Consider the following 11598-nt stretch of genomic DNA (forward strand, 5'->3'; position numbering starts at 1 on the left):
GTCAGTCCACGGCGCCGCTCGCTCCGGCCGCCGGGTGGGCCGGCCAGCGCCTGGCGGGCGCCTGCGAGGCCACTCGTACGCGCAGGGCCACGAGCGCGATCAGCGACGTCAGCACGGCGACCGCGACGGCGATCCAGGTGGGCGCCAGCGTGAGGTCCATGGCCCGGGACACGCGCGCCGAGGGTGTCGCGCTGCCGTAGAGCTTGGCCACGGCCAGCGCCGCCGGTCCCACCACCGCCGCGGCGAGCAGCGGTACGGCGGGCCGCACGGTCAGCAGCAGGGCCAGCGTCAGGCAGAGCGCCGACAGGCAGAGGGCGGCCCCGTAGACGCGGACGGAGGCGCCGCCTTGGTGCAGCGGGAAGTAGGCCACGCCGCACCCGGCCAGGACCGCGACGGTGAGCCAGGCCGGCCAGGCCGCGCCCCGGGCGGACCGGCGCGCCGTACGGTCGTGGTCACGCGGGGGGTGATCCTCGTCCAGGACCTGTCCCCGGCCCGGTGTCCTGCGGGCCGGGCGCGGTGTCCTTCGACGTCCGCGGCCGCGGTTGGCCACGGCGAACGCGCCGGCCAGTCCCGCCGGGCGGGTGTCGGGCTCGGGTCCGTCGTCCTCGCCGATCCCGTCCAGGGCGGCCCGCAACTGCCGGGCGCCGGGACTGTCCGGGCGTACCCGTCCGTCCTCGGCCAGCCTGCCGATCAGCTCGACCAGTTCCTCGACGGGCCGTCCGGTGGCGGCGGCCCGTACGGCCTCGTGCCCGCAGTGCGGTTCCAGGGGTGTGCGGTGCAGCAGTTCCATCAGCCGGGTCACCTCCTCCACCGAGCGGCACTCCGCCGCGGCCCGGATCGCCTCGTCCGCGCTGTTCGAGTGGCGCGGCGGCCGGGTCAGCAGGCCGACCAGCCGGGTGACGTCCTCCACGGACCGGTTCACGCCGACCGCGCGGAGCGTGTCGATCGTGGCCTGCGCGTGCTGCGGGGACTGCTCCAGCATCGTGATCAGGTCGACGATCTCTTCCAGGGGCCGGTCGGCCACGGCGGCACGGACCAGGTCGCCGACGGGATCGCCGTACTCCCGCACGGCTTCGTCGAGGGCCGCGGGTTCCTGGCCGGAGGGGTCCTGGGCGGAGGGGTCCTGGGCGAAGGGCTCCTGGGCGAAGGGCTCCTGGCCGGAGGGCTCCTGAACCAAAGGTTCCTGCCCGAAAGGTTCCTGTGGGACGGGCGCGGGTTCCTGCGGTGCGGGGGGCTGTGCTGCGGGGGCCTGTGCTGCGGGGGCCGCCGTGGGGGTCTGGGGGACGGGTTCCTGAGGGGCGGGTTCTCGGTGGGCGGGTTGCTGAGGGGCGGGCGCACGGGCGGCCGAGGAGTGAACGGCCGGAGCCTCGGCGTCGGCCGACGCGCCCGGCGGGTGCACCGGGTGCGTGCCGGTGGCCGTGGTCGTCTCCCCGTTGGGCAGGTCCACGGCGGATATGGCGTACTCGGGCGAACGGGGTGATGAAGAGCCGGTAGTCATGATCTCTCCGTGTGGGTGGGGGTGCGGCCGCCCTGCGTCCCCGACATGCGACTCGCGCTCTGTGCTGACCATTACTAAGCACGTCCACCGCACCGTGCCACTGGAGTGGGCCACAGGGATGAGAGACCCGCCCTCCTGGTCTTGTCGCCGCGCCGAACGGGCATCCGAGAGAAGAGAACAGGCGCGTACCGCGCGTCCTAAGGAGGGGCGGGGTGGATACGACGACAGTGGTGATCACCGCGGCGGTGTTGCTCGCGGCGGTCGTCCTCGCGACGGCGGTCGGCGTTCTGGTGCGGCTGGTCCGCACCCGGCGGGACCTCCAACGAGCCGGTCTGCCCACGGGTCCCCGGTGGGTCTTCTGGGGCGCCGTCCTCTATCTGGTGCTGCCGGCGGACCTGGTGCCCGATCCGGTCTACCTGGACGACGTCGGTGTACTGCTCCTCGCTCTGCGCTCGGCGCGCGGCTCTCTCGGCCGGCGCCGGGGCGCCGCGGACGGGCGGAAGGGCACCGGCCCGCCCCATGACTACGCTGCGTAAGGAAACCATTCACCCGTTCGATTCGTATAAGTCTCTGGAAGCCGAAGGAAGTCGGCGGACCAGGCGACGGCGCACAAGGACCTTCGCCTGATCGGCGCAGCACCGACCAGGGAGAGACGATGCAACCGTTCGCGCTCAACTACGCACGGCCGGCAGTGGAGTTGGAAGCCACGGCTCCCTACGTCTACGACTCCGGGCTGCAGTTGAACGTGCTCCTGGACGGGCGGGTGGCCGCCTGTGACCACGCGCTACTGAGAGAACTGGGGACAACGACCTCCACCGCGGGATCGAAGACTCACTTCGACGACTGAACACGGGCCGTCGACGATGACTGTGTTGATCCTCACCTGTGAAGAAGACGTCACCGCGGACATGGTGGTCGTGCACCTGAACGCGTCGGGCGTGCCGGTGGTCCGCCTGGACCCCGCCGACCTGACCGACACCGTCGCGCTCTCCGGCGAGTTCGTGCACGGCGCCTTCCGGGGCCATCTGTCCTCGGGGGGCCGCCTGGTGAGCATCGGCGGGCTGCGGTCCGTCTGGGTGCGCAGGCCGGGCGGCGCGGCCACGCGGGCCGCCGAGCCCTCCGCCTGGCTGACCGAGGAGTCCGGGCAGGCGCTCTACGGCATGCTCCGCGGCTGCGGCGCGCGCTGGATGAACCAGCCCGACGCGGCGCACCGGGCCCGGTACAAGCCCTGGCAGCTGCGTCTCGCGCAGCAGTGCGGGCTGCCCGTGCCGGCCACGCTGATCACGACGTTTCCGCGGGCGGCACGGGAGTTCGCGGAGCGTTACCCGGATCTGGTGGTCAAGCCCGTCTCGGGCGCGCACCCGCAGGACCCGCCCCGGGCGGTACCGACCAGCAGGGTCTCCCCGGAGGCCGACTTCTCCGCCGTCGCCCACGGCCCGACGCTGCTGCAGCGCCGGGTCGCCAAGCGCGCCGACATCCGTCTCACCGTCGTCGGCGACGAGTTGCTGGCCGCGCGCAAGACGACCCTCGCGGGTCCGGACGCCGACGACGTGGACGTCCGCTTCGCGTCGTCCCCCGAACCGTGGCGGCCCGCCGAGGTGCCGTACCGCGTCGCAGAGGCCGTCCGCGCCTACCTCCGAGCGGCGGGACTGGCCTACGGCGCCCTCGACTTCGCCGAGGACGGCGACGGCACCTGGTGGTTCCTGGAGTGCAACCAGTCGGGGCAGTTCGGCTTCGTCGAGGTGGACACGGGTCAGCCGATCGCCCGCACCATCGCCGAGTGGCTGGCCCGGCCCGGCGCCGAGGACCCGGTGGTCGGGGGCGACCCGGGCACCACGGCCGCCGGGTGAGGCCGGGACCGCGCCCGGCCGTCGCCCTCAGTGCGGACGCGGGCCGGGCAGCAGGGCGGTGCGCTGCCAGCCGGCGCCCGGGGAGGGCTGCCGTTCGGCGCCGGGCAGGTGGCCGGGTGAGCGCAACGGGCGCATGACAACCTCCAGCTCCCTGCTCACGCGCTCGGCGTCCCGGCGCACCTGCTCGGGAACGTCACCGCGTTCGGCGACGAGTCGGTCGTAGATGGGGGAATCCTGGAACACCCGTCAACGTGCCTTTCGTGTCGTCCGCCCCCGTACGGAGGCGCGACTGAGCAGTCTAGGCGTCCGCCCACCCGGTCGTGTCCATTCGGTCCAGGAGGTGACGGCCGCTCACGCGCCGGTCGTGGAGCCGGGCCGGACGATCATGAGGACCGTGACCGTGGCCCACAGCAGGTTGAACAGGCCGGTGAACATGGCGAGCCGGGCCGTACGGGCGCGCTCGACGGGCTGCCGGTCGGTCAGCTGCTCCAGGAGCTCCTCCTGGCGGGGCAGCACGAGAGCGACCAGGATGCCGGCGGCGGCCGCGGTCAGGACGATGGACGTGATGAGCCACGCGTCCCCCAGGACGCCCATCGCCGCCGCGGTGGCGAAGCCGAGCACCGGCACCGCGATGCCGAGGCCGGCGTAGACCCGGCAGATGCGGTGCAGCAGCCGGACGGTGCCCACGTCCCCCGCGTCGGTGCCGCCCCCGGTCCCCTCGGGCAGCGCCACCACCGCCCGTCGGGCGGCCGGCGGGAACATGCTGGCCGCGACGGTGACGGGCCCGACGGCGATGATGGCGGCCAGGACGTGGAGGGACAGCAGGATCTTGGTCATCGGTCGGGGCTCCGGAAGGCAAGTGACGGGCGATGCGGTGGGAGCCACGTTAGGAAGCGGCCGGGTGATCGCACAGAGGCTGAAACGACAGCTTCCAACGGATTCTCGCCAAGGCCCTCACCAGGAGGTGCCCGGCGCAACGAGGCGGAACAGGGGCTGTGCCGGGGGTTCTGCGCCCGGCGGGAACCCGCCTATCGTGGCGGCCATGCACTCGGTGGTGATCCTGGTCCTCGACGACGTGGTGCCGTTCGACATGGCGGCGCCCATGCAGACGTTCGACTGGACGCGGCTGCCCGACGGGCGCAGCCCGTACCGGGTCCGCCTGTGCGCGGAGTCGCCCGAGGTGCGCACGGACGGGCTCGCCCTCCGTATCGACCGGGGTCTGGAGGCACTGGAGTCCGCCGACACGATCATCGTGCCGGGCCGCTCCGAGGAGCACGGCCCGCCCTCGGACCGTGTTCTCGCGGCGCTGCGGCGGGCGGCCGGTGCCGGCACGCGGATCGCCTCGGTGTGCGTGGGCGCCTTCGTCCTCGCGGAGGCCGGGCTGCTGGACGGGCTGCGGGCCACCACCCACTGGATCGCCGCGGCGGAACTGGCCCGCCGCTACCCGCGCGTCGAGGTGCAGCCGGACGTGCTCTACGTCGACAACGGGCAGATCCTCACCTCGGCGGGGGCCGCCGCCGGCCTGGACATGTGCCTGCACATGATCCGCCGGGACCTGGGGTCGGCCGTCGCCGCGCATGCCGCCCGGATGTGCGTCGTACCGCTGGAACGGGAGGGCGGGCAGGCCCAGTTCATCGTGCACGAGCGTCCGCCCGTGCCGCGGGGCTCGGACCTGGAGCCGCTGCTGGAGTGGATCGAGGACAACCTGGCCGAGGAGGTCACCCTCGGGGCGATGGCGGCGCGCTCGGGCATGAGCGAGCGCACCCTCAGCCGCCGGTTCCGCGAACAGACGGGCACCACGCCGCTGCAGTGGCTGCTGCGGGCACGGGTGCGGCGCGCGCAGTACCTGCTGGAGAACGGCGACCACCCGGTCGAACGGATCGCGCGGCAGGCGGGGTTCGGCTCCCCCACCGCCTTCCGGGAGCGGTTCCGCCGGGTGGTCGGCACCACTCCGAACGCCTACCGCGCGGCGTTCCACGGGAAGCCGGCCACCCCGGCGGGCCGCGCGTAGGGCCCGCCTTGCGGATCGGCCCGGAGCCGTCGGTCCGATCCTCGAGGCGGGCCCGGGTACGCGGTGTCACACGGCCAGCGACAGGCCGCTCTCCCCGTCCGGTTCCGCCGCGCGGACGGCGCCCGGCGTCCGCCCTTTGGCGAGCAGCAGCGCGTCCGCCTTGGCCACCGCGTCGTGGATGCCGGTCGTCGCCATCATCACGCACAGCGTGTAGCTGACGTCCGCCAGCTCGCGCGCCGCCGCCGGCCTCTCCCCCTCCGCCTGAGCGATCCGCAGTGACGCGTACCGCGTCAGCAACTTCCTGACGACCTTCGGGTCCGGTTCGAGCACGAAGCGCCCCTCTCTCGAGTTTCGCTGCGTATGCCCGAACCCGCCCGAAGCATTCACACCGTGCGCACCCTTGCTCGCAATTGACGAAATTTCGTCGCTTCCTGTCCGGTCGGGAGACCTCCCCTGCACGAGGAGGAGGCCGGCCCGACCGGCGGACCTCACCGCCGGGCTGTCGGCACGGCACCGGCCGGGGCCGGATGTCCGAGGCGCGGACCGCCGGACCGCGGGTCCGCCGGGACACCGGGCCACCGGGCCGCGAGGCCGCCGGGACGCGGGTCCGCCGGGACGCCGAAGCGCCCGTCAGGCGACCTGGCCGCTGTGCAGTGCCGTGTACGCCCCTCCCCGGCCCAGGAGTTCCTCGTGGGTGCCGGTCTCCTCGATCCGGCCGTCACCCATCACCACGATCCGGTCCGCGCCCCGCACGGTGGACAGCCGGTGCGCCACGACGAACGTGGTGCGTCCGCGCAGCAGCCGGGCCAGCGCCTGCTGGACGAGCGCCTCCGAGCGGGTGTCCAGCGCCGAGGTGGCCTCGTCCAGGATGAGCACCTTGGGGTCCCGTATCAGGGCCCGGGCGATGGCCAGGCGCTGCCTCTGGCCCCCGGAGAGCCGTGCGCCGTGCTCTCCGACCAGGGTGTCGAGGCCCTGCGGCAGCCGGTCCACGAACTCCAGCGCGTTGGCGTCGCGCAGTGCGGCCCGTACCGTCTCCTCGTCCGCGTCGTCCATGCCGTAGGCGACGTTCTCCCGGATCGTGCCGTCGAACAGGATCGACTCCTGCGGCACCACCGAGACGAAGCGCCGGTACGTGCGCAGGTCGAGGGTGTTCATGTCGGTGCCGTCGAGCAGCAGCCGGCCCGAGGTCGGCCGCAGGAAGCCGATGACCAGGTTGAGCACGGTGGACTTGCCCGCCCCGGACGCGCCCACCAGCGCGATGGTCTCGCCGGGCCGGACCGCGAGCGTGAAGTCGCTGACCGCGGGCCGCCCGTCGCTCTCGTAGACGTGCCCGACGCCCTCGAAGGTGACGGCTCCGCGCAGCGAGGTGAGCTCTGCCTTGCCCTCGTTGTCCTCCAGCTCGGGAGCCTGCAGCACCTCGCCGACCGAACGGACGGACTCCAGCCCCTTAGTGATGACCGGGGCCAGCCCTGCCAACGTTGTCGTGGAGTTGGTGAGGGTGGTCAGGAAGGCGCTGAGCATGACGACGTCACCCGCCGTGACTCCCCACACGTCGTAGTACGAGATCAGCGCGGCGCCCGCGAGGACCAGCACGCCGACCACGTTGAGCACGACCCAGGACAGCGAGCCGAAGCGGCCGTTGACCAGGTCCAGGCGGTTGCCGGAGGTCAGCAGGCGGTCCAGGGTGCCGTCCATGCGGCGCAGCGCCTTGCCTTCCAGGCCGTGGGCGCGGGTGACGGGGATGAGCCGGGTCATCTCCGTGACCCGGGAGGAGAGCGCCTCGACCTCGTGGCGGAAGTGTTCGTTGTGGGTGCGCAGCCGGGCGCGGAGCCGGGCCACGAGGAGGGAGGCGGCGGGGACGACGACGAGGAAGACGGGCAGGAACTCCGGTGTGCGCACGGCGATGATGACGAGGCCGCCGGTGAGCACGGTGAACGCGCCGAGCCCCGTCTCGGCGGTCTGCTGGACCATCTGCTCCACCGTCTCCACGTCCCGCACGACCTTGGCCTGCAGGACGCCGGCGCTGACGCGCGAGTGGTAGCCGATGGAGAGCTGCTGCATGCGGGTGCACAGCGCGGAGCGCAGAGCGGTGCCCATGCGGCGCACGCTGCCGTACAGGAGGCGGACGTACAGCAGGTGCAGCGGGTAGTTGACCACCAGGATGAACATGATGATCCCGGTGCTGGTCCACAGGTTGCCGATCGGGCCGTGCTGGACGACGGTGTCGATGATGGACGCGGTGATGAGGGGCAGCAGCCAGACGGGGCTGTGCTTGACGGTGAAGACGGCGACCGCGCCGGCCAGGCGGCGGCGGTCGGCGCGGAACAGGTAGACGAGCGTGCGTATGGGGTGTTCGCCCCGGTAGCGGTGGTCGAGCGGTTTTTCGGGCGGCGACGCCATCGACGTGGTCCTCCTGGTGACCGAGTGGGGCAAGCGCTTTCTTCCCGCGCTTTCCTACCTCTTCGGCAAGGAGTACGCCACACCGTCCCGCAGGCCGGTACGTCGCGGTACGTCAATGCGTCGGTACGTGGCAGAACGTCGATGCGTCGAGCCGGTACGTCGCACGGCGTCGATGCGGCGCTACGTCGGCACGTCGCGGTACGCCGGAAGGAGACCCGCGCCTTCTCCCCCGTGGAGGGCGCGGGTCTCGGTCTCCGAGTGCGGATCTCGGTCCGCCGTGCCGGATTCAGTCTCCGAGTGTGCGAGCCAGTTCGGTCGTGGCCCGCGTGATCTCGTTGTCGTCCTCGGCCAGCAGCCGATCCAGCTCACCGCGCCGGGCACGGACGGCCTGCCGTGCCGCGCGCTCCCATGCCACGGGGTTCTCCCGGTGGTTGAGCAGTTTGGGGTAGACGGTGGCGGTGGTCTCCCACTGCCGGGCGTCCGCGATGTTCTTGAGCAGCTGGATGATCTGTGCCCGGCAGCTCACCTGGGGCCGCTGCGCCAGTTCCCACAGGAAGGGAACGGTGGCGGCGGTCGCCTGTTCCACGACGAAGCCGTACTGGCAGATGCGTTTCCGCAGATCGCCGAGGGCTGCGCCGGCGGTTTCCGCGTCACCCAGGGCGACCTTGCGCAGCAGCCGGGGAATGGCCGCGGCCGAGCCGCTGGAGTCCTGGATCTCGCTCCAGGGCACGCCGTCCAGCCCCGCCAGGGGCGCGGCGGGCCGGGACGAGCCGGGCGGCTGTGTATGACGGTCGGTGCGCTGGGTGCTCGGCTCGGGTGTCGGAGCGCTGCGCATGGTGTGGGGCCCTTCCGCGGCAGTCGGGTCAGGTGAGGGGACGGGTCGGCGACTTGCCCCGGAGGATCCTGGGCGCCGGAGCCCCCGGGGTCGGGCCCCGTGTCTCCGCGAGGGCGTCGACGCGGTGCGGGCCGCGTCCGTGCTCCTGGGGCGCGGAGCCGCCGGACGGGGTGAACACGGGCGCGTTGCCGCCGTGATCGGAGACGGCCGGTGCCTGACGGCCGGAGTCCGGAGCGGGTCCGGACCCGGCTTCGAGCGTGCCGGGCGTCGCTTCCGGGCCGGCGTTCGCCCCGGCGTCGGGAGCGAGCCGGGTGAACACGAGGTCGGCGTACCGGCCGAAGGACCGGCCGCCCCGAGTGCCCCGCGGGCGGACCCGGGTGGACACCTCGCCCCCGCACACGATACGAGGGACCACCGAAGCGAGACCGTCGCCCGGCGCGCAGCGCTCCCCACGCGAGGCGGGGAACCGCCCCCCGTCCCGGCCGGCGGCCGATCGCGCCGCGCACGGAAGCCTCGCGAACCGGCTCGCCGCGCCTGCCTCCGACGCGGGTTCGCCGGGCGGCCGGAGTGTTGGATGCGCAGGTAACGGCACGGCATCTCCCTGATGCGACGTCAGAAGGGGCCGTCAACCAGGGGGTTGACGCCACGGCTATTATCCACGCTGACAGCGCTCGCGTGCAATTGCACGAGAAATTGCGCGAAAGAAATCGGACGGGAGCGCGCGGGGACCGACAGAACCCGACCCGACTCCCCCGCACAACAAGGAGACCGCGGTGCCACCAGTGCGCAACGGAGTGCAGGCCAGCTCGCTGAACGCCTGTTGGACGAAGAGCCGGCACAGCAACGCCGAGGGCAACTGCGTAGAGGTCGCCCTCGTGGACGGAGGCATAGCGATGCGCAACTCCCGTGATCCCGACGGTCCTGCGCTCGTCTACACCTCCGCCGAGGTGGCCGCCTTCCTCGCCGGGGCGAAGGAGGGCGAGTTCGACCACCTGCTGTGAGGCGGAGTGGTCACCGAGGAGCGTCGGCCGTCGCGGCCCGAGCCAAGGCCAACCACCCGTCTTTCAGCGGCATATGCAGCGGCCGCCGAGGCGATGAGATAGTGTGGTTTCTCAAGTCTGCCGCTCTGCTGGGAGCCAGGATGTCCGCCGAATCGCATCGCCTCTCCCGTCTCGAGCCCTATCTGGACCGGGCCGAGCCGGCTCCGACTCTGCTGAAGATGCTCATCGGTGTTCAGCTGGCGGGCTTCCGTGAGGATGCCGGGCTCTCCCAGGAGCAGGCGGCACGCGAGCTCGGGTTCAGCGCGGCGAAGCTCTCCCGCATCGAGTCGGGAAAGGGCCGCAGGCCCCCGACGGAGACCGACGTCCGCGCGCTGCTGGAGCGGTACGGCACCGACGCCTACGAGGCCTCGGTACTGGTCAAACTGCTGCGGCGCGCCGGTGAACCGGGCTGGTGGCAGCGGTACGACAAACGTCTGATGCCCGAGTGGTTCGACCGTCTGGTCGGCCTGCAGGAGGCCGCGGCGACCATCCGGACCTTCGAGATCCAGTACGTCCCCGGCCTGCTCCAGACGGCGGCCTACACCCGGGCCGTGGTCCAGCGGGGCCTGCCGAACGCGTCGGCGGGTGAGGTCCAGCGTCGGGTCGAACTGCGCATGCGCCGCGCCGAGTTGCTGCGCCGCGGCGATGCCCCGCAGGTTTGGGCGATCATCGACGAGTCCGTACTGCTGCGTGTGCTGAGCAGCCGCGAGGTCATGCGGGAACAGCTCACGCACCTCGTCGAGATGGCCGGACAACCCCATGTGACGCTGCAGATCGTGCCGCTGGACGTGACGAACGCGTCGGCACCCGCGATACCCGTCACCTATCTGCGCTTCGGGGGCATCGATCTGCCGGACGTGGTCTATCTGGAGCACATCAAGAGCGCCAACTTCCTCGAGGACCGCGACGAGACCGAGGAGTACCGGGTCGCGCTGGACCGCCTGGCCGACGAGGCGCTGACGCCGCGCGAGTCACTGGAGCTGCTGCGCGAGACGATGGAGCAGCGCTACCCCGCGAAGTAGCCAAGCGACGTCGGCGGAGCGGGGCCGCGCGCCTCGTGCATGCCCCGGTGCACGCGTCGGCGTGTACTCCACTAGCGGAGGCGGCCCAGACCGCCGAACTCGATCCACTCGTCGGTGAGCTGGCGTGGCACCACCTCACTGTCCGGACGCCAGGTGGAGACCTCCACCAGGCCGGGATCCATGATGTCCATGCCTTCGAAGAGGGCCTCGACGTCCTTCGGCTCGCGCACCCGGCCCCAGCTTCCCCGCGTCACCTGGTTCATGAAGTCCGTGACGTACTTCCGCACCTCGGCGTCCTCGCTGACCAGCTGGCACATCACCGCGTAGCTCCCGGGCACCAGCCGCTCGGTCACACGGCGGACGACCGCCTCCGGACCGTCGGTGTCGCTGTCCGGGATGCAGTGGAAGACCGAGTTGAACAGCACGGCCACCGGCTGCGAGAAGTCGATCAGGCGCCGGGTGTCCGGGTGGGAGAGGATCTCCTCCGTCGCACGCATGTCGGCGTGGATGACGGCGGTCCGGTCGTTCTGGTCGAGCAGCGCCCGACCGTGGACCAGCACCATCGGGTCGTTGTCTATGTAGACGACGCGGGAGTCGGGGGCGACGCGCTGCGCGACCTGGTGCACGTTGTCCTGTGTGGGCAGGCCGGAGCCGTGGTCCAGGAACTGGCGGATGCCGTACTCCTCCGCCAGAGTCCTCACCACCCGGTGCAGGAAGCGCCGGTTGTTCAGCGCGAGCCGGCGGGTACTGGGGACGACCTTGTCGAGTTCCCCGACCGCCGCCCGGTCGGCCGCGTAGTTGTCCTTGCCACCCAGGTAGTAGTCGTACATGCGCGCGGCCGTGGGCACGTTGGCGTCGATCTCCGTGGACAACTGCTTGTCGGCTTGCATCGTTCCCCCAGCTCCGTACCGCGCCAACTGCACCGGCATGACAGAGAGTACA

The 11598-nt window shown here is 72.1% G+C and carries 14 protein-coding genes; 6 read left to right on the forward strand and 8 right to left on the reverse strand.

Annotated elements, in window-relative coordinates; genetic code table 11:
• Position 1 precedes the first annotated feature (1 nt).
• Entirely contained in the window at positions 2–1177 is a 1176-nt protein-coding gene (locus ACP4J0_RS06820) for a hypothetical protein (RefSeq protein ID WP_426597696.1), read from the reverse strand.
• Between the two features lie 533 nt (positions 1178–1710).
• Between ACP4J0_RS06820 and ACP4J0_RS06825 the strand changes: the two genes are divergently transcribed.
• From ACP4J0_RS06825 to tgmB, 3 genes are all read left to right on the forward strand, one after another.
• Entirely contained in the window at positions 1711–2034 is a 324-nt protein-coding gene (locus tag ACP4J0_RS06825; protein ID WP_426597697.1) for a YkvA family protein, read from the forward strand.
• A gap of 119 nt (positions 2035–2153) precedes the next feature.
• On the forward strand, positions 2154–2345 hold the full coding sequence (gene tgmA / locus ACP4J0_RS06830) for a putative ATP-grasp-modified RiPP (RefSeq protein WP_426518949.1): 192 nt from the start codon (positions 2154–2156) through the stop codon (positions 2343–2345).
• A gap of 16 nt (positions 2346–2361) precedes the next feature.
• The gene (tgmB, locus tag ACP4J0_RS06835; protein WP_426597698.1) at positions 2362–3348 is read left to right on the forward strand and encodes an ATP-grasp ribosomal peptide maturase; all 987 of its coding nucleotides are present in this window, start codon (positions 2362–2364) and stop codon (positions 3346–3348) included.
• Between the two features lie 27 nt (positions 3349–3375).
• On the opposite strand, the gene ACP4J0_RS06840 is transcribed toward tgmB, so the two are convergent.
• Together ACP4J0_RS06840 and ACP4J0_RS06845 are read right to left on the reverse strand one after the other, a co-directional pair.
• A complete protein-coding gene (locus ACP4J0_RS06840; RefSeq protein WP_210958264.1) occupies positions 3376–3591 on the reverse strand; it encodes a hypothetical protein in 216 nt (71 codons plus the stop codon).
• 108 nt (positions 3592–3699) lie between these two features.
• Positions 3700–4185 (reverse strand): hypothetical protein, encoded by a 486-nt coding sequence (locus ACP4J0_RS06845; RefSeq protein ID WP_426597699.1) that lies wholly within the window; start codon positions 4183–4185, stop codon positions 3700–3702.
• 205 nt (positions 4186–4390) lie between these two features.
• Here ACP4J0_RS06845 and ACP4J0_RS06850 point away from each other — a divergent pair, with 205 nt between their 5' ends.
• Positions 4391–5359 (forward strand): GlxA family transcriptional regulator, encoded by a 969-nt coding sequence (locus ACP4J0_RS06850; RefSeq protein WP_426597700.1) that lies wholly within the window; start codon positions 4391–4393, stop codon positions 5357–5359.
• 66 nt (positions 5360–5425) lie between these two features.
• On the opposite strand, the gene ACP4J0_RS06855 is transcribed toward ACP4J0_RS06850, so the two are convergent.
• From ACP4J0_RS06855 to ACP4J0_RS06870, 4 genes are all read right to left on the reverse strand, one after another.
• Positions 5426–5689, reverse strand: a complete 264-nt coding sequence (locus tag ACP4J0_RS06855) for a DUF5133 domain-containing protein (protein ID WP_426597701.1) — start codon at positions 5687–5689, stop codon at positions 5426–5428.
• A 300-nt stretch (positions 5690–5989) separates the two neighbouring features.
• Positions 5990–7759 (reverse strand): ABC transporter ATP-binding protein, encoded by a 1770-nt coding sequence (locus ACP4J0_RS06860; protein WP_426597702.1) that lies wholly within the window; start codon positions 7757–7759, stop codon positions 5990–5992.
• A 286-nt stretch (positions 7760–8045) separates the two neighbouring features.
• Positions 8046–8594: a hypothetical protein gene (locus tag ACP4J0_RS06865; RefSeq protein WP_426597703.1), complete on the reverse strand. Its 549-nt coding sequence runs from the start codon at positions 8592–8594 to the stop codon at positions 8046–8048.
• A gap of 28 nt (positions 8595–8622) precedes the next feature.
• Positions 8623–9009 (reverse strand): ATP-binding protein, encoded by a 387-nt coding sequence (locus ACP4J0_RS06870; RefSeq protein ID WP_426597704.1) that lies wholly within the window; start codon positions 9007–9009, stop codon positions 8623–8625.
• A gap of 358 nt (positions 9010–9367) precedes the next feature.
• On the opposite strand from ACP4J0_RS06870, the gene ACP4J0_RS06875 reads away from it, so the two are divergent.
• On the forward strand, positions 9368–9595 hold the full coding sequence (locus ACP4J0_RS06875) for a DUF397 domain-containing protein (protein ID WP_426597705.1): 228 nt from the start codon (positions 9368–9370) through the stop codon (positions 9593–9595).
• Positions 9596–9735: 140 nt separating this feature from the next.
• On the forward strand, positions 9736–10656 hold the full coding sequence (locus ACP4J0_RS06880; RefSeq protein ID WP_426597706.1) for a helix-turn-helix domain-containing protein: 921 nt from the start codon (positions 9736–9738) through the stop codon (positions 10654–10656).
• Positions 10657–10727: 71 nt separating this feature from the next.
• On the opposite strand, the gene ACP4J0_RS06885 is transcribed toward ACP4J0_RS06880, so the two are convergent.
• The gene (locus ACP4J0_RS06885; protein WP_426597707.1) at positions 10728–11546 is read right to left on the reverse strand and encodes an SAM-dependent methyltransferase; all 819 of its coding nucleotides are present in this window, start codon (positions 11544–11546) and stop codon (positions 10728–10730) included.
• Positions 11547–11598 lie beyond the last annotated feature (52 nt).

It is taken from the genome of Streptomyces sp. WG7 (assembly GCF_049975785.1).
GTDB lineage: Bacteria > Actinomycetota > Actinomycetes > Streptomycetales > Streptomycetaceae > Streptomyces.